This is a genomic window from Pseudomonas sp. LBUM1671, assembly GCF_059695685.1.
This window is the reverse complement of the sequence record NZ_CP166782.1, coordinates 4,678,612-4,702,439: the sequence shown is the minus strand read 5'-3', so window position 1 is coordinate 4,702,439 and position 23,828 is coordinate 4,678,612. Positions and strand designations below refer to the sequence as shown.

The following is a 23,828-nucleotide window of genomic DNA, read 5'->3' as shown; positions in this document are numbered from 1 at the left end:
TATGGAACGCATCGATCATTCATTGCCGTGGAACCACCTGGGCAGCGAACGCCAGATTTCGGTGTTCCGCTTCGGAAGTGGTGAGCGCAAGGCCTACATCCAGGCCAGCCTCCACGCCGATGAGTTGCCGGGCATGCGCACGGCCTGGGAGCTGAAAAAGCGCTTGGCCGAACTCGAAGCCCAAGGCTTGCTCAACGGGGTGATCGAACTGGTGCCGGTGGCCAATCCGCTGGGGCTGGGTCAATTGCTTCAGGGCAGTCATCAAGGGCGTTTCGAAGCGGGCAGCGGCAAGAATTTCAACCGGGATTTCGTCGAGCTGAGCGCGCCAGTGGCCGCCGCGGTGGAAGGGCGCCTGGGTGATGATCCGCACGCCAATATTCAGCTGATCCGTCAGGCCATGAGCGATGCGCTGGCCGCATTGCCGCCGGCCGCGAGCCAGTTGCAAGGCATGCAGCGCATCTTGCTCAGCCATGCGTGCGCCGCCGACGTGGTGCTGGATTTGCACTGTGATGCCGAAGCCGCGCTGCACATGTACGCCTTGCCGCAACACTGGCCGCAATGGCGTTCGCTTGCCGCGCACCTGAACGTGAAAGTGGGGTTGCTGGCCGAAGATTCCGGCGGCAGTTCCTTTGATGAGGCTTGCTCGCTGCCGTGGTTGCGCCTGTCGCGTCAGTTTCCTGATGCGCAGATTCCACTGGCCTGCCTGGCGACTACCATTGAACTGGGTGGTCAGGCTGATACCGGTCGCGCAGAGGCCGAGGCTTACGCCGAAGGCATTCTGGCGTTCCTCGCCGAGCAAGGCTTGATCAGCGGCGAATGGCCGAAGCCTGCGCAAGAGGCGTGCGAAGGCATGCCGTTCGAAGGCACCGAATTGCTCTTCGCGCCGCACCCGGGCGTGATCAGCTTTTTGCGTAAACCCGGTGAGTGGATCGAAGCCGGCGACGAGATTTTTGAAGTGATCGATCCGTTATCGGATCGGGTCAGCACGGTGTGTGCTGGTACGTCCGGGGTGCTGTTTGCCATTGAACGGCTACGTTATGCCCAACCCGGTTTCTGGCTGGCCAAGGTGGCGGGGCGCGAAGCGCTGCGTCACGGGCGCTTGCTCAACGACTGACTGACTGTTTTTGTGAGAACCGACCGCATGTACAAACTTGAAGTCCAAGACCTGCATAAACGCTATGGCAGTCACGAAGTGCTCAAGGGCGTGTCCCTGAAAGCGGCGGCTGGCGATGTGATCAGCATCATCGGCTCCAGTGGCTCCGGCAAAAGTACGTTCCTGCGCTGCATCAACCTGCTCGAGCAGCCGCACGCGGGCCGTATTCTGCTCAACAACGAAGAGCTGAAACTGGTGGCGAACAAGGACGGCGCGATGAAAGCGGCCGACCCGAAACAGCTTCAACGCATGCGTTCGCGCCTGTCGATGGTGTTCCAGCATTTCAACCTGTGGTCGCACATGACCGCGCTGGAAAACATCATGGAAGCGCCGGTCCACGTACTGGGCATGTCCAAGGCCGAAGCTCGCGAGAAAGCCGAGCACTACCTGAACAAGGTTGGCGTGGCCCACCGCAAAGATGCTTACCCGGGCCACATGTCCGGCGGCGAGCAGCAGCGCGTAGCGATTGCCCGTGCGCTGGCGATGGAACCTGAAGTGATGCTGTTCGACGAACCGACCTCGGCACTCGACCCGGAACTGGTCGGCGACGTATTGAAAGTCATGCAGGCCCTGGCGCTGGAAGGCCGGACCATGGTGGTGGTGACTCACGAAATGGGCTTCGCCCGTGAAGTGTCGAACCAGTTGGTGTTCCTGCACAAAGGCGTCGTTGAAGAAAGCGGCAATCCGCGTGAAGTGCTGGTCAATCCACAGTCCGAACGTCTGCAACAATTTCTCTCGGGCAGCCTGAAGTAAAGCGAACTCCCGTTGCGCACCGGGATAGTGCATGCTTCGCAACCTAAAGGCTGGCCCCGATCCCTGTGGGAGCTGGCCTGCCAGCGATAGCGGTGGGCCAGTTTGCATCTCTGGCACAGACACGCCGCCATCGCTGGCAGGCCAGCTCCCACAGTTGATCTCCATCGGTTTTGAGATTTGCGTTCATTTACGGGCTAGCATTGGCCCATGCCTTCATCACTGTTTTCGTTTCGGATTGCCCGCCATGACTGCCCATCGAATTGGTTTCCTGATTTGGCCCAGCACTAAAGCACTGACGCTTGCGCTGGCTGAGGAGGCCTTGCGTGTTGCCCAGCGTGTGCATCCGGACGTGGTCTACGAACTGTCGTTCTTGCAGGCCGAACCGCCGACCGAAGGCGCCTGGCAATTGCCGGGTGAGCCGTGGGCCGGCAAGCTCGAAAACTTTCAGAAACTGTTTCTGCTCGCCGATGAGCCGCCGACTACCCTCGCGCCGGCGCTCAGCAGTTCGCTGAAACAACTGGTGCGCGCCGGTTGTGTGATCGGCGGTTTGTCTGCCGGTGTCTACCCGTTGGCGCAACTGGGTTTGCTCGACGGTTATCGCGCTGCCGTGCATTGGCGCTGGCAGGACGATTTCGCCGAACGTTTCCCCAAAGTCATTGCCACCAGCCATCTGTTCGATTGGGATCGCGATCGACTGACCGCGTGTGGCGGTTTGTCGGTACTCGATCTGTTGCTGGCGGTGCTGGCCCGTGATCATGGCGCTGAACTGGCCGGCGCCGTTTCCGAAGAACTGGTGGTCGAGCGCATCCGTGAAGGCGGCGAGCGCCAGCGCATTCCATTGCAAAACCGCTTGGGCTCCAGCCATCCGAAGCTCACCCAGGCGGTGTTGCTGATGGAAGCGAACATCGAAGAGCCCCTGACCACCGACGAAATCGCCCAGCACGTGTGCGTGTCCCGTCGGCAGCTGGAGCGGATCTTCAAGCAATACCTCAACCGTGTGCCGAGCCAGTATTACCTGGAGCTGCGCCTGAACAAGGCCCGGCAGATGTTGATGCAAACCAGCAAGTCGATCATCCAGATCGGCCTGTCGTGTGGCTTCTCTTCAGGGCCGCATTTCTCCAGTGCCTACCGCAACTTCTTCGGCGCCACGCCGCGGGAAGATCGCAACCAGCGGCGCAGCAGCAGTCCATTCGAGTTGTCGTCGGTGCCGTCCGAGCGCGGCTGATCTACTCGTCGATTTCGGACCCCTCTGAGGTGGAAACCTGCATTTCACCTCGGTTGATGACCTCTTCTACGCCAAAGTCTGTGCCTGTCTGTTCGAAGTAACTGATCAGCCGTACCAGGCTTTCCTCGGAAAACGTGTTGCCTCTCAACGTGATGTTTTCTGCAGTTTCAACCGGCAACTCCATCAGGTCGCTGGGCACTTCGGTAATCCCGTTCATGCTCAGGTCAGCCCAGTCCAGGTCCGTCAGTTGAAGCAGGCCGTCGGGTATTTCCGTGAGGCCGGTGTCATTGAGCAACACGGTCGCCAGTTCTGGCATTTGACTAAGATCAGGCGTACGCCCCAGCGGGTTGAAACCGAGGTCGAGGTAATCCAGCAATTCCATTCCCGCCAATGCATTGGCCGTTTCTGCTGACAGGCTGACACGGCAATTGGGAAGCGACAGTGAGCGCAGGCGCCCCATCTTGAATACCGCGTCGGGAATGTTGCCGAGTTCACACTCGCGCAGCCTCAGGCTTTTGAGGTTAGGGAAGGCGTCCAGGAAGCGCCCGATGCGCGTCACGCCACTGGTGCTCTGTATCTCCAGTGCGGATACATGACTGAAGTCTGCACTCAGGGCCGGCAGTTCTCCATTGATGACCGGTCGGATGGTGAGCTCGTAAGTGGGCTCCAGCGCATCGTTGAAGTCATCCAGTTCCGATTCACGCTGCCAGCAGCGCTCCAGCGCCTGCTTGAATTCGTCGCGGTTGGCGTGCTCGATAAACAGTTGGAAGGCGTTGAAGGGCTCGCCCGTCAGGGGGTGCTGGTCTGGAAGGTTGCTGGTCCAGGTCGACAAGTCATTTCTCAATTGGGTCAACTCTTCTTCCAGATGTGTCAGCGCGGTCCGGCCCTCCTCAAGTGTTCCCGGCAATTCGTACACAAACTCGCTCGCCTGTTCGACTTCCATGCTCGGGTACAGCGCCCTGACGCGATCAATGTCCGACTCTGGGGCATAAACACCCATGTCGTAGGCGGTATCAAAATGGTGACGCTTGATCAGTTCGAGTGCTCTGTTTGAAAGCGGATTGTGCGTGAGGTGTATGCCCCGTTTGTCGTGCAGCGATGCCTCGAATAACTCGGCAGGTAACTCGCCGATTCGGTTGTTCATCAGCAAAAGGGTGTCGAGCTTTGGCTGTTGCAGGGCGCCGGGCGGGATTTCGCTCAGGTGAGTGTCACTCAGGTCCACGTGCACCAGTTCGCTCATCGTGTCGAAATGGGGCAGGGTTTCAAACGGATTTTTGTACAGGTCCAGCATGGCCAGTTTGTTCAATGCCATCAGTTTCGCCCAAGTGGCCGCGTCGACCCTGATACCGCAATCGCTTAACACCAAGGCGTGCAGGTCTGGCATTCGGCTGATGGCGTCGGGGAGGGTGGCCAGCGAGAAGCGGCGCAATTCCAGACGGCGCAGCCCGCTGAAACCCTGTAGAAAACCGTGAATACCTTGCGCGGCATGATTGCCTTCCAGGGACAGTAAAGAGACATGGCTGAAATCGGCACTCAATGACGGCAAGTCACCGATGATCGGCTCTGCAAACCTGAGCACATATTGGCTAACCCCGTCCGGTGTGTCGAAGTCCCGGTCGGACTGTCGCCGCCAGCTGCGCTGGATTTCCTGAGCCAGCAATCGGCGATTGTTTCTCTGCGCTTGTTGATCCAGTTCAGTGAGCGGGCGTCCGGTTTCAGGATGAGCAGTGGGGGCGTCATCCGCCCAGGTGCGCAGCTCCTGATGCAGTCGGACCAATTCCCTGTTCAAGCGTGAAAGTTCTACACGGGCGCCATCGGGGTGAAGCTGCAATGCCTGAACAACGGACTGCATTTCCTCCTGAGGCAGGTCGGGGTAAACCTCGCGAACACGGTTGTCGAGGGTGGGGGTCTCGCGGTTCATTCGGCTGTAGCCCTGCGTGCCACCGGGCAGACGCATGGTAGTGGGGTCGTAGAACGGTTTTCGATTAGGGTTTTTTGCGAACAGTGTGCGTAATGCCGGTTGTTCCAGCGCGTGTTCGGCGATGCGCTGTTTAAGTGCCCGGGCGTCTGCGATCGACGGGTTCAGCTTGTTGCGTTGCACATCCGGGAGCGCCTGGAACAGGGCGTGATAAAAATCACCAGGCGTCGAATCGTCGTCTGGGTGAACCTGGTATGTCCCGTCTTCAGCGCGAACCAGTGTTTTGTGAGTGGGTGCATCGGGCTGGCCAATGCTGTCGCGCACGGTGCCCTCGGCAGTGTAATCCCTCACTTCGATACGCAACTCGGCTGGTAAATCGGGCAGCGAGTTCAGGCTCTGCAAGATCAGTCGGTGGGTGTCGGTGGTGTCCAGCGTGTCGGAATAAAAGCCTTCACAGGCTCGGGTCGCGCGCACCGCTTCCATGGCTTTGAGTGCCGCGTCCTTGAGCCGTTGGGGCGTGCGGCCGTTGTGCAGCTGCTTTAATTCGGTGCCGGAGGCATTGCTCACCAGTTCCTGGGCGATATCGGAGGGTAACCCCTGCACGTCGTCGATCAGTCGCTGGACGCGTGGTTCATCGGTTTTTTCCAGTGCGCGATAGCGCAAATCGAACAGTGCTTTGCGGTACTTGCGGGCGAGTTCGGCGCTCTGTTGCCTGAAGGCCGGCGTTTGGGCTTGCGGTGTCGGCATTGGCGTGTCGACGGGCCACGCGTCGTAGCCGCTCAGCAATTGATGCTGCAGGGGCACATCGGCGTTTCGATAGCGCTCGGGTTGATCGCTGCCGATCTGCTCGATAAAGGTTTCAATGTCCCGGTTGATCCTGAAGCGCTTGATCGTGTCGGTCAGCAGCGACGGCGGTCGATAGTGTTCGACATGCATTTCGCGCAGGGCATTGTCGTGGAAACCGCTGACCCGCAGGATCTGTTCGCGCTCGGCGCTGCTGAACGACTCGACGCTTTGGCCGAGACGGCGCATGACCGTTTCCCGATCCCAGTTCAGTGGTTGCTCCAACTCGGTGTGCCAGGCCCCGTGATGGTTGTGCAGCAGCGATGGCTGATACGCATCGGCCCGGGTTGGATGCTCAATCTGAAACGCGCCCAAAGTGGCATCGGGTTTCACGGAATACAGTTTTCCCTCCAAAGGCAGCAGCTTCTTGCCCTCGAGGTGATAAAGACCAAGTTGATCCGGTTTTGCGCCGGCGGGCAGCGTCTTTGCTTGCTCGTACGCGGTCAGGTCCGGCTTCCAGTAACGGGTTTTTCCGTTTGACGTTGCGACGGGCTTGAGTGGGTCGACCAGCGCGACAGCTTCACGCGAGAGCAGACGGCTGAAGGTACCGGCAGCGATTGCGCCGCCCACCACGAATGTCCCCACCTGAACCACGGTCTCGACGAAGGCGATCAGATGCCCGAACGCTTCGGTTTTCAACCCTTCGGCCAGGTCTACGATGCCTTCGAAGGTGTCGTCGAGTAACTGGTAGGCCATATAACCGAGCATCAATTCGCCGAGAAACGGGACGAACGGCAATGCCACGAACGATGCGATTTCAAGGAGCGTTGAAGCCACTTTGCTGAAGCCATCCCACAATGCCCATCGCGCGTTTCGGTCGGCAGAGGCGGTCGAGACAGCAAGCGTGCTGGCGTCGTTGAGGATCTTGTTCAGTTGTCGCTGATAAAGATGATTCCACAGGTTTGCGCTGAACGGCGTCATCGAGAACCGCAGATCGGGCCTGTCGATGGCCGTTGCGCGCCAGCTCGGCAGTGGCTCGCCACGCTTGTGTTGATGCCAGGTGACACGCTGGAGACGACGGTTCAGATCAGTGAAAAAATGGCCCCTTTCTTTATGCTCGACGAAGCGGCTGAAGAACGTCTGGTAATCCGGGGCGCGCAGCTTGCGGGTCAGCTCGGTCATGAACGCCAGGGTGTTCGGATATTCCTTGAGCGGATGTTCCGGATCGTCGGGAATGTAGGCAATGATCCGTGTTCCCTTGCGTGCACGCTCCAGGCTCGCGGCGAAAATGACAATCCCGGTCAGCGCGGAGGACATTATGGTCAGGTCATGACCGTACAGGGATTGGCCACCCAGTTGCGCCCCCGAACGCCCTTCCAGAAGGCGCAGGATCGAGAGATAGGCATCCTCTGGAATATCCTTGCGGATATGCGCCATTTGCAGCGCGGCTTTGAGGGCCGCTTTTTGCGAGCTGATCACCTTCGTTTTCAACACCGCGCCGGCCACCGGGTTGGTCAGCCCCAGATTGTCCTTGAGATACGTGTTGTACCGGGCACCGATGTCCAGTTCCCGGCACAGCCGCGCAAAAGCCGCGACGCCAAGCTTTTGCTTGACCGCCGGCAGCGTGTCGAACTGCCCGGTGGGCGAAGGTTTGGTGATGAATGTCGAGGCGGACTCGTAGGCATCAGCCGTCGTTTCCGATTCCTGAAAGTTGTGCAGGGCGGCGTCGAGCAGCGATACGGTCCAGGTGCGCGCGGCGCCCGTCTTGATCCCCAGCCAGGGCACGGTTTGCGGGATGTACAGGCGCAGGAAGGTGGTTTTGACATCCAGTTCCAGATCAAACCGGGTTTTCAGGGCTGCTTGTAGAAGGGGCTCGGCAAAGGCTCGTGCGCTTTGAAGCTTTGACAGTGTTGAGTCCAGGCGATTTCGATGAGTCCAGTGTTCCTGGCTGATCTTTTTCAGCGACTGATGTTGCAGGGGCGTCGCGGTGCCATGCCATGTGGGAGTGGCAAGCGAGGTGTTCTTGAGGGCGCTCCGCGTTTCTACTGATGCTTCTAATACCCAGGCCGGCAGATTGTTGAACAGGTGATGGTAATGATCGTCCGGCTGCGTGACGTATTCACTGGCAGCGGAATCAGAAGGGCGATCGTTTTCGTGTTGACTCATGCGCTATTCCCTTAGCGTTTGGATGAGCCGCCAGCAAAACAGACGATGATGGGTTTCGTGCGGTACATATTTACCGCACCGCTCGACAAGCCTGCCTATAACCTGTGCCGGCGGTTTAAACTGCGCCTTTGCGACCCTATATGTCGCATTGCCGTAAACCCGGGAAAAACCGGGGTTTGCGCTATAAGAAGTTGTCGCTTGGCGGCAAGGCCGGGCTGAAAACTGTCCTTACAATCCTCACCAAGCTCGCCAGTTTCCGGCGAGTGTTCCTCATCAGGAGACTCCGATGTCCGTTGAGCACGCTGCGGTAGAACGCGCCGATTTCGACCAGGTAATGGTTCCCAACTATGCGCCTGCCGCATTCATCCCTGTGCGTGGTGCCGGTTCCCGTGTCTGGGACCAGTCTGGCCGCGAGCTGATCGACTTCGCCGGCGGGATCGCCGTTAACGTATTGGGCCATGCGCACCCGGCGCTGGTCGGTGCCTTGACCGAGCAGGCGAACAAGCTGTGGCACGTGTCCAACGTGTTCACCAATGAGCCGGCGCTGCGCCTGGCGCATAAGCTGATCAACGCCACCTTTGCCGAGCGTGCGTTCTTCTGCAACTCCGGCGCCGAAGCCAACGAGGCCGCCTTCAAGCTGGCCCGTCGCGTCGGTTTCGATCGGTTCGGCAGCGAGAAGTACGAAATCATCGCCGCGCTCAACAGCTTCCACGGCCGTACCCTGTTCACCGTGAACGTTGGTGGCCAGTCGAAGTATTCCGATGGCTTCGGTCCGAAAATCACTGGCATCACCCACGTGGCGTACAACGATCTGGCCGCGCTGAAAGCCGCCATTTCCGACAAGACCTGCGCTGTGGTCCTGGAACCGATCCAGGGCGAGAGCGGTGTCATACCGGCTGAACTCGAGTACCTGCAAGGCGCCCGCGACCTGTGCACCGCGCATAACGCGCTGCTGATTTTCGACGAAGTGCAGACCGGCATGGGCCGCACCGGCCATCTGTTCGCCTACCAGCATTACGGCGTGGTCCCGGACATCCTGACCAGCGCCAAGAGCCTGGGCGGCGGTTTCCCGATCGCGGCGATGCTGACCACTGAAGACCTGGCCAAACACCTGGTCGTCGGTACTCACGGCACCACGTACGGTGGCAACCCGCTGGCATGCGCGGTCGCAGAAGCTGTGATCGACGTGATCAACACCCCTGAAGTGCTGGCAGGCGTCAAGGCCAAGCACAACAAGTTCAAGGCTCGCCTGGAGCAGATCGGCGAGAAATACGCGATCTTCACCAAGGTCCGCGGCATGGGCCTGTTGATCGGTTGTGTGTTGAGCGATGCCTGGAAAGGCAAGGCCAAAGACATCTTCAACGCCGCCGAGCGTGAAGGTCTGATGATTCTGCAAGCCGGCCCGGACGTGGTGCGTTTCGCGCCAAGCCTGGTGGTTGACGACGCCGATATCGATCAGGGCCTGGATCGCTTCGAACGCGCCGTGGCCAAGTTGACGCAAGCCTGATAGACCCTTCGACGCCTGACATTTCAGGCGTCGATCCAAATTTTTGTTTCGGGCTGGATCAAAAGTGTGGGAGCTAGCCTGCTAGCGATGAGGGCCTGATAGCCAACATCATTGTTGCCTGACAGGACGATATCGCTAGCAGGCTAGCTCCCACAGTTGACTCTGAGTTGTTTCAGGGATGGCCCGGGATTTTTTCTTCTGTAAGTTCTGAGATTAAGGAGTGACACCATGCTGGTGATGCGCCCCGCGCAAATGGCTGATCTGGGCGAGGTACAGCGTCTGGCTGCGGACAGCCCGATTGGTGTCACTTCCTTGCCGGATGACGTTGAACGCCTGAGCGACAAGATCGCCGCGAGCGAAGCCTCGTTTTCCGCTGAAGTCAGCTTCAACGGTGAAGAGAGCTACTTCTTCGTCCTCGAAGATTCGGCCACCGGCAAACTGGTCGGCTGCTCGGCCATCGTTGCCTCCGCCGGTTATTCCGAGCCGTTCTACAGCTTTCGCAATGAAACCTTCGTCCACGCTTCCCGCGAGCTGAAGATTCACAACAAGATCCACGTGCTCTCCCAGTGCCACGACCTGACCGGCAACAGCTTGCTGACCAGTTTCTACGTGCAGCGCGAGCTGGTGGGTTCGCCGTGGGCTGAGCTCAATTCCCGTGGTCGTCTGCTGTTTGTCGCCAGCCATCCGGAGCGTTTTGCCGATTCTGTGGTGACCGAGATCGTCGGTTACAGCGATGAAAATGGCGATTCGCCGTTCTGGGACGCGATCGGTCGCAACTTCTTCGACCTCAACTACGCAGCAGCCGAGCGCCTGTGTGGCCTGAAGAGCCGGACCTTCCTCGCCGAACTGATGCCGCATTACCCGATCTACGTGCCTTTGCTGCCGGACACCGCACAAGAAGCGATGGGCCAGGTGCACCCACGGGCGCAAATCACTTTCGACATCCTGATGCGCGAAGGCTTCGAGACCGATCACTACATCGACATTTTCGACGGTGGCCCGACGTTGCATGCCCGTGTCTCGGGGATCCGTTCGATCGCCCAGAGCCGTGTGGTGCCGGTGAAAATCGGCGAGGCGGTCAAAGGTGCCGGTCGTCAGTACCTGGTGGCCAATGCCCAGTTGCAGGATTACCGCGCCGTGTTGCTCGAGCTCGATTACGCGCCGGGCAAACCCGTGACCCTGGATCTGGAAGCGGCCGAAGCCTTGGGCGTCGGTGAAGGTGCCAGCGTGCGCCTGGTTGCGGTTTGATTGCCTAGAAAGCAGCGAAGTTTCGCGGGTGGCGTTGGCGGCCCGTTTGAGGAGATAGCATGATCGTTCGTCCCGTACGCAGCAGCGATTTACCCGCTCTGATCGACCTGGCCCGCAGCACCGGCACCGGCCTGACCACTTTGCCGGCCAATGAAGAACGTCTGGCCCATCGGGTCGGCTGGGCCGAGAAGACCTTTCGCGGCGAAGCCGGGCGGGGCGATGCGGACTACCTGTTCGTGCTCGAAGACGATGACGGCCGCGTGGTGGGCATTTCCGCTATCGCCGGCGCCGTCGGCCTGCGTGAGCCCTGGTACAACTTCCGGGTCGGCCTGACCGTCAGCGCCTCGCAAGAGCTGAATATCTACCGCGAGATCCCGACGCTGTTCCTGGCCAACGACCTGACCGGCAACTCTGAATTGTGCTCGCTGTTCCTACACGCCGATTACCGCACGGGCCTCAATGGCCGCATGCTGGCCAAGGCGCGGATGCTGTTCATCGCCGAGTTCCCGCAGTTGTTCGGCAACAAGATCATTGCCGAAATGCGCGGCATGTCCGACGAAGCCGGGCGCTCGCCATTCTGGGAAAGCCTGGGCCGTCACTTCTTCAAGATGGAATTCAGTCAGGCCGATTACCTGACCGGCGTGGGCAACAAGGCGTTCATCGCCGAACTGATGCCCAAATTCCCGCTGTACACCTGCTTCCTGTCGCCAGATGCGCGCAACGTCATCGGTCAGGTTCACCCGGACACCGAGCCGGCGCTGGCCATGCTCAAGAGCGAAGGTTTCAGCTACCAAGGCTACGTCGACATCTTCGACGCCGGCCCTGCGGTCGAGTGCGAAACCGGCAAGATCCGCGCCGTGCGCGACAGCCAGGCGCTGGTGTTGGCCATCGGCACACCGGGTGACGACGCTACCCCTTTCCTGATTCACAACCGCAAGCGCGAAGACTGCCGCATCACTGCCGCGCCGGCGCGCTTCGCCGCCGGCACATTGGTCGTCGATCCGCTGACCGCCAAACGTCTTCAACTCAACGCCGGCGATCAAGTGCGCGCCGTTCCGTTGTCTGCTGCCAGGGAGTCGAAATAATGAATTCGCTATACATCGCAGGTGAATGGCTGGCCGGTCAGGGCGAAGCATTCCAGTCGCTGAATCCGGTGACCCAGCAAGTGCTGTGGACCGGCGAAGGCGCCACCGTTGCTCAGGTCGAGTCGGCCGTGCAGGCTGCGCGTCAGGCGTTCCCGGGCTGGGCCCGTCGCACCCTGGACGAGCGGATTGCTGTGCTCGAGGCCTTTGCCGCCGCCCTGAAGAACCACGCTGACGAACTGGCCCGCGCCATTGGCGAGGAAACCGGTAAGCCATTGTGGGAAGCGACAACTGAAGTGACCAGCATGGTCAACAAGATCGCGATTTCGGTGCAGAGCTACCGCGAGCGTACCGGCGAGAAGAGCGGCCCGCTGGGCGACGCCACCGCCGTGCTGCGCCACAAACCACACGGCGTGGTCGCGGTGTTCGGGCCTTACAACTTCCCGGGCCACTTGCCGAACGGTCACATCGTGCCGGCGCTGCTGGCCGGTAACAGCGTGCTGTTCAAGCCCAGCGAACTGACCCCGAAAGTCGCCGAGCTGACGGTCAAGTGCTGGATTGAAGCGGGCCTGCCAGCGGGCGTGTTGAACCTGCTGCAAGGCGCTCGCGAAACCGGTATCGCCCTGGCGGCGAACCCGGGTATCGACGGCTTGTTCTTCACCGGTTCCAGCCGTACCGGCAATCACCTGCACCAGCAATTCGCCGGTCGTCCGGACAAGATCCTCGCGCTGGAGATGGGCGGTAACAACCCGCTGGTGGTTGATCAGGTCGCAGACCTTGATGCTGCCGTTTACACCATCATTCAGTCGGCATTCATCTCTGCCGGCCAGCGTTGCACTTGTGCGCGGCGCTTGCTGGTACCGCAAGGTGCATGGGGCGATACGTTGCTGGAACGCCTGGTGGAGGTCAGTTCGACCATTGAAGTCGGAGCCTTCGATAAGCAACCGGCGCCATTCATGGGCTCGGTGATTTCCTTGGGCGCTGCCAAAGCCCTGATGGATGCGCAGGAACAGTTGATGGCCAATGGCGCCGTGGCGCTGTTGGAAATGACTCAGCCACAGGCGCAAGCCGCGTTGCTGACCCCCGGCATCCTGGACGTAACGGCCGTGGTCGATCGCCCTGATGAAGAGCTGTTCGGTCCATTGCTGCAAGTGATCCGCTACGCTGACTTTGAGGCGGCGATCGCAGAAGCCAACGATACCCAATATGGTCTGGCGGCGGGTTTGCTGTCGGATTCCGAGGCGCGCTATCAGCAGTTCTGGCTGGAAAGCCGTGCCGGCATCGTCAACTGGAACAAGCAGCTGACCGGCGCCGCGAGCAGCGCGCCCTTCGGCGGCGTCGGCGCCTCGGGCAACCACCGCGCCAGCGCCTATTACGCGGCAGATTATTGCGCGTATCCGGTGGCCTCGCTGGAAACGCCGAGCCTGGTGTTGCCAGCCGCTTTGACGCCCGGCGTGAAAATGGCGTGATGCCCATCGCCAGCAGGCTGGCTCCCACAGTGATTGGGTCGTACACAAAATGTGTGAACACCCCCGAACCTGTGGGAGCCAGCCTGCTGGCGATGGTCGCGATGCGGTCTTACTGAATAGTTACTCAAGCCATAACAACAGATTCTCGTGGAGCCTCGCTGATGAAATCCTATGAAGTCAATTTTGACGGTCTAGTGGGGCCGACCCATAACTACGGCGGTTTGTCCTACGGCAACGTCGCCTCCCAGAGCAACAGCCAGCAGTCTTCGAACCCGAAGGAAGCCGCGCTGCAAGGCCTGGCGAAGATGAAAGCGCTGATGGAAATGGGCTTTCAGCAAGGCATCCTGGCACCCCAGGAGCGCCCGGACGTTGCAGCCCTGCGCCGCCTGGGTTTCAGCGGTACCGACGCGCAAGTGATCGAGCAAGCCGCGAAAGACGCGATGCCGTTGCTGGTCGCCAGTTGCTCGGCGTCGAGCATGTGGGTGGCTAACGCCGCCACGGTCAGCCCAAGTGCCGACACTGCCGACGGTCGCGTGCATTTCACCGCCGCCAACCTCAACTGCAAATACCACCGCAGCATCGAACACCCGACCACCAGCCGCGTGCTGGGGGCAATGTTCGCTGACCAGAAGCACTTCGCTCACCACGCCGCATTGCCGGCGGTGGCGCAGTTCGGCGACGAAGGCGCGGCCAACCACACCCGTTTCTGCCGTGAATACGGTGAGGCCGGCGTCGAGTTTTTCGTGTTCGGTCGCAGTGCGTTCGACAACCGCTACCCGGCACCGCAGAAATACCCGGCGCGCCAGACCCTCGAAGCCTCGCAAGCCGTTGCTCGCCTGCACGGCTTGAGCGATGACGGCGTGGTCTACGCCCAGCAGAACCCTTCGGTGATCGATCAGGGCGTGTTCCACAACGACGTGATCGCGGTGGGTAACGGCGAGGTGCTGTTCTATCACGAGGACGCATTCCTCGACACCGAGCAGATGCTCGCTGAATTGCAGGGCAAACTCGCAAAATTTGGTGGGAAATTTCAGTCAATCTGCGTACCGCGTTCCGCCGTCACCGTGGAAGACGCCGTTCGTTCCTACCTGTTCAATAGCCAGTTGCTGACCCGTCCTGACGGTTCGATGCTGTTGATCGTGCCGGAAGAGTGCCGTGGCAATGAGCGTGTCTGGCAGTACCTGCAAGGTTTGACCAGCTCCGGCGGCCTGATCCGTGAAGTGAAAGTCTTCGATTTGAAGCAGAGCATGCAGAACGGCGGTGGCCCGGCTTGCCTGCGACTGCGCGTCGCGCTCAACGAAACCGAACTGGCGGCCGTCAACCCAGGGGTTATCATGACGGCACCGTTGTACGGCACGTTGACCGAATGGGTCGACAAGCACTACCGCGACCGCATGACCGAAAACGATCTCGCGGACCCGCAGTTGCTGCTTGAGTGCCGGACGGCACTGGATGAACTGACGCAAATCCTTAAACTGGGCGCGGTTTATCCCTTCCAGATCAATTGAACGTCGAGAGCGTAAAAACATGAGCGATACCCTGCAGCTGATCCTTGAAGACACCGACGGCACGCAACTGGAAACCTCCTGCACCCGCGTCGCGGTCATGTGGCAAGGCAAAGAGCTGTGGATCCAGCAGGACGGCCGTGGCCAGCTGCTGATCGGCGTGGACGTCGAAGAAGGTGACGCCGAATACGCAAACCTGCTGCTGCGCCCATTGGCGACTAATCTGGTAAGTCTGCAACTGGAAATGGAACCGGCTGAAGTCGGCGACGAAGACCACGTGCACGGCCCGGATTGCGCACACGACCACTAAGGAAACCGCTCTATGCTCGCCCTCGGCAAACTGCTTGAACTGACCCTCGCCGGCCGCGAACCGGCGGAGAAGACTCAACTGACTGTCGAAGGCGTGCGCATGCGCTGGTTGAGCGAAGGTGCGCTGGAAGTCCGGCCACCTGAGGCTCGTGATAACGGCCTGGACCTGCTGCTGTCGGCCGGTATCCACGGCAACGAAACAGCGCCGATCGAGCTGCTCGATCGCCTGTTGCATGACATTGCCCGCGGCGACTTGAAGCCGCGCGCACGTATTCTGTTCCTGTTCGGCAACCCGGAAGCGATTCGCAAAGGCGAGCGTTTCGTCGAGCAGGACGTCAATCGGCTGTTCAACGGCCGTCACGAACAAACCAGCGGTTCCGAAGCCCTGCGCGCCTGTGAACTGGAGCGGTTGGCGGCGAGTTTTTTCAGCCTGCCGGATCGTGGGCGTCTGCACTACGATCTGCACACGGCGATACGCGGTTCGAAAATCGAACAGTTCGCGTTGTATCCGTGGAAAGAAGGGCGCCAGCATTCGCGCCTGGAACTGGCCCGCTTACGTGCTGCCGGCATGGAAGCGGTGCTGTTGCAGAACAAGCCGTCGATCGTGTTCAGCTCTTACACCTACGACAAGCTTGGGGCCGAGTCTTTCACCCTTGAACTGGGCAAGGCGCGGCCGTTCGGGCAGAACGACGGTGTGAACGTCTCGCTGCTTGAGACCCGCCTCCAGCAGATCATTGAAGGTACCGAGCCAGCGGTGACTGAAGAATGCCTGGACGGTTTGCAGTTGTTCAGCGTGGCGCGGGAAATCATCAAGCATAGCGACAGCTTCCGCCTGAACCTGCCGGCGGACATCGAGAACTTTTCGGAGTTGGACGTGGGTTACGTACTGGCCGAAGACATTGCCCAGACTCGCTGGATCATCGAAGAGAAGGGCGCCCGGATCATCTTCCCGAACCCCAAGGTCAAGAACGGCTTGCGCGCCGGCATCCTGATCGTGCCGACCACCGACGAAAACCTCGCCTGAATCCAACACAGAACAAATGTGGGAGCTAGCCTGCTAGCGATTGCAATGTGTCAGTCACCCTGGTTATCGACTGACACTCCGCTATCGCCAGCAGGCTAGCTCCCACAGTTATGGCCGGTGTTTAGACGGCTACCGCGCGGGGCTCGCTGCGACGCAACGCCCGCATCTTGTGCAGCGTATCCGCGCACGTCTTCGCCGCTTCCTGACCTTTATGCACGAAATGCTCGAAGAAGAACTTCTGGTGCTCTTCGCCAGCGTGGAAGTGGTGCGGGGTCAAAACCACAGAGAACATCGGCACTTCGGTTTCCAGCTGAACCTGCATCAGGCCGCTGATCACCGATTGGGCGACGAATTCATGACGGTAGATGCCGCCGTCGACCACCAGGCCGGCCGCGACGATGCCAGCGTAACGACCGGACTTGGCCAGCAGCTTGGCGTGCAGTGGAATTTCAAAGGCGCCGCCGACTTCGAAGAAATCGATGTCGGACTCCTGATAACCCTGGGCAATCATTTCGGCAACGAAGCCCTTACGGCTTTGATCGACGATTTCCTTGTGCCAGCAGGCCTGGATGAACGCAACGCGCTCGCCCTGATGGTTTTTGCTTTTGCTATCGATTGCGGTGGGTTGCATGTTCTGACTCCTGTTTATGTAAAAAACAGGGCATATGAATCGAATGGGATTTAAGGGTGCGCACGCTCGCACGAATGCCCGCGGACGGCCCTTTGGCGCCAATCCCGTTCTCTCTTCATCCGGACTATGACCGTCGGCCCCGGGATCACACCGGGTCTGCTGACCTTGTCGCCAGACACCACCGAAGCCATGTCTGTCACCAAGCGCTCGCGGGCTATGCGCATTGCGCGCAATTACCGCCGGTGGGGAGTTGCACCCCGCCCTGAGAACGTTTTGCCGCCAGTTTGTCTGGCGGCGAAGCGTTTTTAACACATATTTCCGAGCCGTGCATTGCTGCTATCTGATGATTGCTATCGACTTTTTCGTTCGCTTGACGCGTCTTTTCCTTCGCCTGGGGTTGATTAATCGTCCTCATGGCCGCAGTAATCCTGACTGAAAGGGATTTTCCCCTGCTTAACGAGGCCAGATTCATGAGCGTTATCGATCTTCGCAGCGACACCGTTACCCAACCGACCGCCGGGATGCTTGACGCGATGGCCAGTGCGGCCACCGGTGACGACGTCTATGGCGAAGATCCGACGGTCAATCGTCTGGAAGCGGAACTGGCAAAACGGCTGGGTTTTGCCGCTGCGTTGTTCGTGCCGACAGGCACCATGAGCAACCTGCTGGGCCTGATGGCCCATTGCGAACGCGGTGACGAATACATCGTCGGCCAGCAGGCACACACCTATAAGTACGAAGGTGGCGGCGCGGCGGTCCTCGGTTCGATCCAGCCGCAACCGCTGGAAGTACAGGCCGATGGTTCGCTGGACCTGGCACACGTCGCTGCCGCGATCAAACCGGACGACTTCCATTTCGCCCGTACGCGGTTGCTGGCGCTGGAAAACACCATGCAGGGCAAAGTGCTGCCGCTGGAATATCTCGCCCGGGCGCGCAGCTTTACTCGTGCGCATGGTTTGCAGCTGCACCTGGATGGCGCTCGTCTCTACAACGCAGCCGTCAAACTGGGTGTCGATGCCCGCGAGATCACTCAACACTTCGATTCGGTCTCGGTCTGCCTGTCCAAAGGCCTGGGCGCGCCGATCGGTTCGGTGTTGTGCGGCTCGGCGGAGTTGATCGGCAAGGCACGCCGCCTGCGCAAGATGGTCGGTGGCGGCATGCGCCAGGCGGGTCTGTTGGCGGCGGCGGGGCTCTATGCGCTGGATAACAACGTTCAGCGTCTGGCCGACGATCATGCCAATGCGCAATTTCTGGCCGATGAACTGCAAAAGGCCGGTTACGAAGTCGAGCCGGTGCAGACCAACATGGTGTACGTGAACATGGGCGACAAGGCTGAGGCGATCAAGGCTTTTGCGGCCGAGCGCGGGATCAAACTGAGTGCTGCCGGACGTCTGCGCATGGTCACGCACATGGACGTCAACCGCGCTCAAATCGAACAAGTCGTGGCGACATTCGTCGACTTTTCTCGCAACTGATCGCCTTGGCGGTCCAATTGACCGTTTCTATCGTATAAACACGCTGTACCCCGCGCGCTGGGCCGATATAATGCGGCCCTTTGCCGTCGCTTCGTCTGTTGACGTTTCGCACAGGCCTTTGGCCGCAGCCTCCGTGGAAGAACCTAATGAAAAGCGCAGAAATCCGTGAAGCCTTCCTTCGCTTCTTCGAAGAGCAAGGCCACACCCGTGTAGCCTCCAGCTCTTTGATTCCGGGCAACGACCCAACCCTGCTGTTCACTAACGCGGGGATGAACCAGTTCAAGGACTGCTTCCTGGGCCAGGAAAAGCGCGCGTACACCCGCGCTGTCTCCAGCCAGAAATGCGTGCGCGCCGGCGGCAAGCACAACGACCTGGAAAACGTCGGTTATACCGCCCGTCACCACACCTTCTTCGAAATGCTGGGTAACTTCAGCTTCGGTGATTACTTCAAGCGCGATGCGATCACCTACGCCTGGAACTTCCTGACCTCCGACAAGTGGCTGAACCTGCCAAAGGAAAAGCTCTGGGTCACCGTCTACGCCAGCGATGATGAGGCGTACGACATCTGGACCAAGGAAATCGGGGTTCCGGCCGAGCGCATGGTTCGCATCGGTGACAACAAGGGCGCGCCATACGCTTCCGATAACTTCTGGACCATGGGCGATACCGGCCCGTGCGGTCCTTGCACCGAGATCTTCTACGATCACGGCGCCGACATCTGGGGTGGCCCGCCGGGCTCGCCGGAAGAAGACGGCGACCGTTACATCGAGATCTGGAACAACGTGTTCATGCAGTTCAACCGCACCGCCGACGGCGTGTTGCACCCGCTGCCAGCACCGTCGGTCGACACCGGCATGGGCCTGGAGCGGATCAGTGCCGTGCTGCAGCACGTTCACTCGAACTATGAAATCGACCTGTTCCAGAGCCTGCTGACCGCATCGGCCAAGGCCATCGGCTGCACCAACGACGCTCAGGCTTCCCTGAAAGTCGTGGCTGACCACATTCGTTCCTGCGGCTTCCTGATTGCCGATGGCGTGCTGCCGTCCAACGAAGGCCGCGGTTATGTGCTGCGCCGGATCATCCGCCGCGCCTGCCGTCACGGCAACAAACTGGGCGCCAAGGGCAGCTTCTTCTACCAGATCGTCGCGGCACTGGTCGCCGAAATGGGCGAAGCCTTCCCTGAGCTGAAATCCCAGCAGGCGCACATCGAACGCGTCCTGAAAGCCGAAGAAGAGCAGTTCGCCAAGACTCTGGAGCAGGGCCTGAAAATCCTCGAACAGGATCTGGCCGAACTCAAAGGCGACGTGGTGCCGGGCGACGTGGTGTTCAAACTCTACGACACCTATGGCTTCCCGATGGACCTGACCGGCGACATCGCTCGCGAGCGCAGCCTGACCATCGACGAAGAAGGTTTCGAGCGCGAAATGGAAGCCCAGCGCGTCCGTGCCCGTTCCGCCAGCTCCTTCGGCATGGACTACAACAGCCTGGTCAAGGTTGATGTGGCCACCGAATTCACCGGTTACAAAGCCACCAGCGGTTCGGCGAAAGTCGTTGGCCTCTATAAAGAAGGCCAGGCGGTCGACGTACTCAGCGAAGGCGAAGAGGGCGTGGTCGTTCTCAATCAGACGCCGTTCTACGCTGAATCCGGCGGCCAGATCGGCGATTGCGGTTATCTGCAAGGCGGCAACGGCCGCTTTGATGTGCGTGACACCACCAAGACCGGCGGCGCGTTCCTGCACCACGGTGTGTTGGCGTCTGGTAGCCTGACCATCGGTTCGCCGGTCGAAACCCACGTTGAAGCCGACGTACGTCACGCCACTTCGCTGAACCACTCGGCCACTCACTTGCTGCACGCCGCGTTGCGTAAAGTGCTGGGCGATCACGTTCAGCAGAAAGGCTCGCTGGTCGACAGTCAGCGCCTTCGCTTCGACTTCAGCCACTTCGAAGCCATCAAGCCTGAGCAATTGAAAGCGCTGGAAGACATCGTCAACGCCGAGATCCGCAAGAACTCAGCGGTTGAAACCGAAGAAACCGACATCGAAACCGCCAAGAAAAAAGGCGCCATGGCGCTGTTTGGCGAGAAGTACGGCGACAACGTGCGCGTGCTGAGCATGGGCGGTGATTTCTCCGTCGAGCTGTGCGGTGGCATCCACGCCAACCGTACCGGCGACATCGGCCTGCTGAAAATCATCAGCGAAGGCGGTGTGGCTTCTGGTGTGCGTCGTATCGAGGCAGTCACCGGTGCCGCGGCGCTGGCTTACTTGAACGCTGCAGAAGAACAACTCAAGGAAGCGGCCAACCTGGTCAAGGGCAGCCGCGACAACCTGATCGACAAGCTGTCGGCTGTGCTGGAGCGCAACCGTCTGCTGGAGAAGCAACTCGAGCAGTTGCAAGCCAAGGCTGCCAGCGCGGCGGGCGACGATCTGTCGGCCTCTGCCTTGGACGTCAAAGGCGTGAAAGTGCTGGCCGTGCGTCTGGACGGTCAGGACGCCAAGGCGCTGCTGGCGCTGGTCGATCAGCTGAAAAACAAACTCGGCCGCGCAGTGATCCTGCTCGGCAGTGTCCATGAGGAAAAGGTCGTTCTGGTTGCAGGCGTAACCAAAGACCTGACTGGCCAACTCAAAGCCGGTGATTTGATGAAGCAAGCCGCTGCGGCAGTGGGCGGGAAGGGCGGTGGTCGTCCAGACATGGCGCAGGGCGGTGGTACTGACGCTGGCGCACTGGATGCGGCACTGGCCCTGACTGTTCCATTTGTAGAGCAGGGTTTATAAGGCAGGGTGTCAGGCCCGCAGTCTAGTGGCGGGCCGGAACGCTGTTTGAGTGATTATTTGGGCGCCCTTCATGGGCAGAGGCGGCTTTGAAATGGCTTTGATCGTACAGAAATTTGGAGGCACCTCCGTCGGCACTGTCGAGAGAATCGAGCAGGTCGCCGACAAGGTTAAGAAATTCCGCGATGCCGGCGATGACCTGGTGGTTGTCCTGTCTGCAATGAGCGGCGAAACCAACCGTCTGATCGATCTGGCCAAGCAAATCAGTGGCGACGGCCAACCGGTTCCGCGTGAGCTGGATGTGATCGTCTCCACGGGCGAGCAGGTGACGATTGCACTGTTGGCCATGGCGCTGATCAAGCGCGGCGTGCCGGCGGTGTCGTACACAGGCAATCAGGTGCGGATTCTGACGGACAGCGCGCACAATAAAGCGCGTATCTTGCAGATTGATGACCAGAAGATTCGCGGTGATCTGAAGGCAGGTCGTGTCGTTGTTGTCGCCGGTTTCCAGGGCGTCGACGAGCACGGCAACATCACCACCCTTGGTCGTGGCGGTTCCGACACCACCGGCGTGGCGCTGGCAGCAGCCTTGAAGGCTGATGAATGCCAGATCTACACCGATGTCGACGGCGTCTACACCACCGACCCGCGTGTGGTGTCCGTGGCCCAGCGCCTGGACAAGATTACCTTCGAAGAGATGCTGGAAATGGCCAGCCTCGGTTCCAAGGTGTTGCAGATCCGTGCGGTGGAATTCGCCGGCAAGTACAACGTTCCGCTGCGCGTACTGCACAGCTTCAAGGAGGGTCCGGGCACCCTCATTACTATTGATGAAGAGGAAACCATGGAACAGCCGATCATTTCCGGCATCGCTTTCAATCGCGATGAAGCCAAGCTGACCATCCGTGGTGTGCCAGACACCCCGGGCGTTGCATTCAAGATTCTCGGCCCGATCAGTGCCGCGAACATCGAAGTCGACATGATCGTGCAGAACGTTGCGCACGATAACACCACCGACTTCACCTTCACCGTGCACCGCAATGACTTCCAGGCCGCACAAACCGTGCTGGAAAACACCGCTCGCGAGATCGGTGCCCGTGAGGTCGTGGGTGACATCAAGATCGCCAAGGTCTCGATCGTCGGCGTCGGCATGCGTTCCCACGCAGGCGTGGCCAGCCGCATGTTCGAATCCCTGGCCAAAGAAAGCATCAACATCCAGATGATCTCGACGTCGGAAATCAAAGTCTCCGTTGTGATCGAAGAGAAGTATCTGGAACTGGCTGTGCGCGCTCTGCACACGGCTTTCGAACTGGACGCACCGGCCCGAACGGGCGAGTGATGCGTTTGCCAAAGGGCGCGGTCTGACCGCGCCCTTTGTCTTTTTTGAATAGCGCGACCCAGGAACTGTTCTTTTGCTCGCGCTGGTCAATACTCAGGCATGTAGGGCTGCGATCGTTCCGGTTGTAGGTCGAGTGCCTTTTTTTTGCAGACTGTTGTCCCTGAAATGAAATGCGTGAGGAGAAAGGTATGCTGATTCTGACTCGTCGGTGCGCAGAAAGCCTGATTATTGGTGATGGCGAAATCACCGTGACCGTGCTCGGCGTTAAAGGAAATCAAGTGCGTATTGGCGTTAACGCACCTAAAGAGGTTGCGGTTCACCGTGAGGAAATTTACTTGCGGATCAAGAAAGAGAAGGACGACGAACCAAGCCATTAATTTTTATCGTTTTTTATGTTTGCAAACGGGGAAGAAGCTGGTTAATATACGCCCCGTGTTGCGGAGAGCTGGCCGAGTGGCCGAAGGCGCTCCCCTGCTAAGGGAGTACACCTCAAAAGGGTGTCGGGGGTTCGAATCCCCCGTTCTCCGCCATTATTTGCGTAGTACGTTGTAATCTGGCTTTTTCGGTAAGTGTTTGAAATTACTAGAAAAAGTGCTTTACATAGAGATTAGACGGCCTATAATGCGCGGCAACAAATGCACTCGTAGCTCAGCTGGATAGAGTACTCGGCTACGAACCGAGCGGTCACAGGTTCGAATCCTGTCGAGTGCACCATTTAAGGGTTGTTTGCAGTAATGTGAATAACTTGGCTCCAACCAGTTGTGATCTGGTATAAAAACACAAATGCACTCGTAGCTCAGCTGGATAGAGTACTCGGCTACGAACCGAGCGGTCACAGGTTCGAATCCTGTCGAGTGCACCAAACACCAAAAAGCCCGCGTTTAACGCGGGCTTTTTGCCGTCTGGGATTTGGCTTTTCCCTTCGTGCATCCTTTCTCATCGAACTCGACGTGTGCGCTGCGACCTCGCTTGAGGTCATAACGGTAGCTCGTGGCCGAATTGCGAATACTGATCTTGTCTGGCTTGCCCAGAGCACTCTCGACGTCCTGTTGCGTCATGCCGGCGACGATCCGTTGGTTGATGATTGCTTCGCGCCGTTCCTTGGCAGTCATCAGGTTTCCACACTTGTCCTCAGCCTGACCGACAACGGTTGGTTCCTTCCTTCTGGTTTTCGCTCTGGGTGTTTCCCGAGTGTCCGCCTCCGGCATCATCGCTACCGGGTTAACGGGTTTGAAGGTGCGCACATCTTGCAGAGAGAGACTTTCGCCGTCCGTGCAACTCAAGGTGGTGAAGGTGAGGCGGCCGTCGGTTGCTTCGCAACGGTGAATGGTGGCGGCTTGTAAGCGGGGCGAAAGGCAGAGCAGGGCAAGCAGTAAAAAATAAAGGCTGATCGATGGCATTAAACGTCCTCCATGACGGTCCATGTCAGGGTAGCCGCTACATTTTTCGACGAGGGTGTGTTTTCTTTTCAGAATG

Annotated in this window: 17 protein-coding genes, 3 tRNA genes and 1 riboswitch; of the genes, 17 read left to right on the top strand and 3 right to left on the bottom strand. The window is 59.4% G+C overall.

Annotated features, from left to right (window positions below; translation table 11 throughout):
* Window position 1 precedes the first annotated feature (1 nt).
* The 3 genes from ACA060_RS21715 to ACA060_RS21705 all read left to right on the top strand — a co-directional run bounded on the left by ACA060_RS21715 (window position 2) and on the right by ACA060_RS21705 (window position 3,131).
* Window positions 2–1,114: a M14 family metallopeptidase gene (locus tag ACA060_RS21715; protein WP_497313093.1), complete on the top strand. Its 1,113-nt coding sequence runs from the start codon at window positions 2–4 to the stop codon at window positions 1,112–1,114.
* A 27-nt stretch (window positions 1,115–1,141) separates the two neighbouring features.
* Complete coding sequence (locus ACA060_RS21710; protein WP_109634103.1) at window positions 1,142–1,906, top strand: ABC transporter ATP-binding protein; 765 nt, start codon at window positions 1,142–1,144, stop codon at window positions 1,904–1,906.
* Between the two features lie 244 nt (window positions 1,907–2,150).
* Window positions 2,151–3,131 carry a GlxA family transcriptional regulator gene (locus tag ACA060_RS21705; RefSeq protein ID WP_010457247.1) on the top strand — a complete coding sequence of 327 codons (981 nt, stop codon included), beginning with the start codon at window positions 2,151–2,153 and terminating at the stop codon, window positions 3,129–3,131.
* 1 nt (window position 3,132) lies between these two features.
* On the opposite strand, the gene ACA060_RS21700 is transcribed toward ACA060_RS21705, so the two are convergent.
* The gene (locus tag ACA060_RS21700) at window positions 3,133–7,998 is read right to left on the bottom strand and encodes a dermonecrotic toxin domain-containing protein (protein ID WP_497313091.1); all 4,866 of its coding nucleotides are present in this window, start codon (window positions 7,996–7,998) and stop codon (window positions 3,133–3,135) included.
* Window positions 7,999–8,284: 286 nt separating this feature from the next.
* Here ACA060_RS21700 and ACA060_RS21695 point away from each other — a divergent pair, with 286 nt between their 5' ends.
* The 7 genes from ACA060_RS21695 to astE all read left to right on the top strand — a co-directional run bounded on the left by ACA060_RS21695 (window position 8,285) and on the right by astE (window position 16,142).
* Entirely contained in the window at window positions 8,285–9,505 is a 1,221-nt protein-coding gene (locus ACA060_RS21695) for an aspartate aminotransferase family protein (RefSeq protein ID WP_497313089.1), read from the top strand.
* Window positions 9,506–9,733: 228 nt separating this feature from the next.
* Window positions 9,734–10,753: an arginine/ornithine succinyltransferase subunit alpha gene (gene aruF / locus ACA060_RS21690; RefSeq protein WP_403106437.1), complete on the top strand. Its 1,020-nt coding sequence runs from the start codon at window positions 9,734–9,736 to the stop codon at window positions 10,751–10,753.
* Between the two features lie 59 nt (window positions 10,754–10,812).
* Window positions 10,813–11,838 (top strand): arginine N-succinyltransferase, encoded by a 1,026-nt coding sequence (astA, locus tag ACA060_RS21685; RefSeq protein WP_109634093.1) that lies wholly within the window; start codon window positions 10,813–10,815, stop codon window positions 11,836–11,838.
* Window positions 11,835–13,304: a succinylglutamate-semialdehyde dehydrogenase gene (gene astD / locus ACA060_RS21680; RefSeq protein WP_497318330.1), complete on the top strand. Its 1,470-nt coding sequence runs from the start codon at window positions 11,835–11,837 to the stop codon at window positions 13,302–13,304. Before astA ends, astD begins: the two co-directional genes overlap by 4 nt.
* Window positions 13,305–13,465: 161 nt before the next feature.
* Entirely contained in the window at window positions 13,466–14,812 is a 1,347-nt protein-coding gene (astB, locus tag ACA060_RS21675; RefSeq protein ID WP_109634090.1) for an N-succinylarginine dihydrolase, read from the top strand.
* 19 nt (window positions 14,813–14,831) lie between these two features.
* Window positions 14,832–15,119, top strand: coding sequence for a hypothetical protein (locus ACA060_RS21670; RefSeq protein ID WP_033056735.1), 288 nt, complete (start codon window positions 14,832–14,834; stop codon window positions 15,117–15,119).
* Window positions 15,120–15,131: 12 nt separating this feature from the next.
* On the top strand, window positions 15,132–16,142 hold the full coding sequence (gene astE / locus ACA060_RS21665) for a succinylglutamate desuccinylase (protein ID WP_109634088.1): 1,011 nt from the start codon (window positions 15,132–15,134) through the stop codon (window positions 16,140–16,142).
* Between the two features lie 121 nt (window positions 16,143–16,263).
* Here astE and ACA060_RS21660 read toward each other — a convergent pair whose 3' ends face one another.
* Complete coding sequence (locus ACA060_RS21660; protein ID WP_497313086.1) at window positions 16,264–16,773, bottom strand: 6,7-dimethyl-8-ribityllumazine synthase; 510 nt, start codon at window positions 16,771–16,773, stop codon at window positions 16,264–16,266.
* Window positions 16,774–16,875: 102 nt separating this feature from the next.
* Window positions 16,876–17,047: riboswitch (FMN riboswitch) on the bottom strand.
* A 196-nt stretch (window positions 17,048–17,243) separates the two neighbouring features.
* Between ACA060_RS21660 and ltaE the strand changes: the two genes are divergently transcribed.
* The 7 genes from ltaE to ACA060_RS21625 all read left to right on the top strand — a co-directional run bounded on the left by ltaE (window position 17,244) and on the right by ACA060_RS21625 (window position 23,214).
* A complete protein-coding gene (gene ltaE, locus ACA060_RS21655) occupies window positions 17,244–18,248 on the top strand; it encodes a low-specificity L-threonine aldolase (RefSeq protein WP_497313084.1) in 1,005 nt (334 codons plus the stop codon).
* Window positions 18,249–18,394: 146 nt separating this feature from the next.
* Complete coding sequence (alaS, locus tag ACA060_RS21650; protein WP_109634085.1) at window positions 18,395–21,019, top strand: alanine--tRNA ligase; 2,625 nt, start codon at window positions 18,395–18,397, stop codon at window positions 21,017–21,019.
* 91 nt (window positions 21,020–21,110) lie between these two features.
* Window positions 21,111–22,352 carry an aspartate kinase gene (locus tag ACA060_RS21645; protein ID WP_008033100.1) on the top strand — a complete coding sequence of 414 codons (1,242 nt, stop codon included), beginning with the start codon at window positions 21,111–21,113 and terminating at the stop codon, window positions 22,350–22,352.
* 188 nt (window positions 22,353–22,540) lie between these two features.
* Window positions 22,541–22,729 (top strand): carbon storage regulator CsrA, encoded by a 189-nt coding sequence (gene csrA / locus ACA060_RS21640; protein WP_003178872.1) that lies wholly within the window; start codon window positions 22,541–22,543, stop codon window positions 22,727–22,729.
* A 62-nt stretch (window positions 22,730–22,791) separates the two neighbouring features.
* Window positions 22,792–22,882, top strand: a tRNA-Ser gene (locus tag ACA060_RS21635).
* A gap of 107 nt (window positions 22,883–22,989) precedes the next feature.
* Window positions 22,990–23,066: transfer RNA gene (locus ACA060_RS21630), tRNA-Arg, on the top strand.
* Between the two features lie 71 nt (window positions 23,067–23,137).
* Window positions 23,138–23,214 (top strand) — tRNA-Arg (locus tag ACA060_RS21625).
* Between the two features lie 19 nt (window positions 23,215–23,233).
* Here the strand turns inward: ACA060_RS21625 and ACA060_RS21620 are convergent.
* Complete coding sequence (locus ACA060_RS21620) at window positions 23,234–23,752, bottom strand: cell envelope protein SmpA (protein ID WP_497313082.1); 519 nt, start codon at window positions 23,750–23,752, stop codon at window positions 23,234–23,236.
* Window positions 23,753–23,828 lie beyond the last annotated feature (76 nt).

Coding starts and splice junctions, on each gene's coding strand:
- ACA060_RS21710 (WP_109634103.1), top strand. CDS start 1,142: ATGTACAAACTTGAAGTCCAAGACCTGCATAAACGCTATGGCAGTCAC.
- aruF (WP_403106437.1), top strand. CDS start 9,734: ATGCTGGTGATGCGCCCCGCGCAAATGGCTGATCTGGGCGAGGTACAG.
- ACA060_RS21695 (WP_497313089.1), top strand. CDS start 8,285: ATGTCCGTTGAGCACGCTGCGGTAGAACGCGCCGATTTCGACCAGGTA.
- ACA060_RS21620 (WP_497313082.1), bottom strand. CDS start 23,752: ATGCCATCGATCAGCCTTTATTTTTTACTGCTTGCCCTGCTCTGCCTT.
- astB (WP_109634090.1), top strand. CDS start 13,466: ATGAAATCCTATGAAGTCAATTTTGACGGTCTAGTGGGGCCGACCCAT.
- ACA060_RS21670 (WP_033056735.1), top strand. CDS start 14,832: ATGAGCGATACCCTGCAGCTGATCCTTGAAGACACCGACGGCACGCAA.
- astA (WP_109634093.1), top strand. CDS start 10,813: ATGATCGTTCGTCCCGTACGCAGCAGCGATTTACCCGCTCTGATCGAC.
- ACA060_RS21660 (WP_497313086.1), bottom strand. CDS start 16,773: ATGCAACCCACCGCAATCGATAGCAAAAGCAAAAACCATCAGGGCGAG.
- astE (WP_109634088.1), top strand. CDS start 15,132: ATGCTCGCCCTCGGCAAACTGCTTGAACTGACCCTCGCCGGCCGCGAA.
- ltaE (WP_497313084.1), top strand. CDS start 17,244: ATGAGCGTTATCGATCTTCGCAGCGACACCGTTACCCAACCGACCGCC.
- alaS (WP_109634085.1), top strand. CDS start 18,395: ATGAAAAGCGCAGAAATCCGTGAAGCCTTCCTTCGCTTCTTCGAAGAG.
- ACA060_RS21645 (WP_008033100.1), top strand. CDS start 21,111: ATGGCTTTGATCGTACAGAAATTTGGAGGCACCTCCGTCGGCACTGTC.
- ACA060_RS21700 (WP_497313091.1), bottom strand. CDS start 7,998: ATGAGTCAACACGAAAACGATCGCCCTTCTGATTCCGCTGCCAGTGAA.
- csrA (WP_003178872.1), top strand. CDS start 22,541: ATGCTGATTCTGACTCGTCGGTGCGCAGAAAGCCTGATTATTGGTGAT.
- ACA060_RS21715 (WP_497313093.1), top strand. CDS start 2: ATGGAACGCATCGATCATTCATTGCCGTGGAACCACCTGGGCAGCGAA.
- ACA060_RS21705 (WP_010457247.1), top strand. CDS start 2,151: ATGACTGCCCATCGAATTGGTTTCCTGATTTGGCCCAGCACTAAAGCA.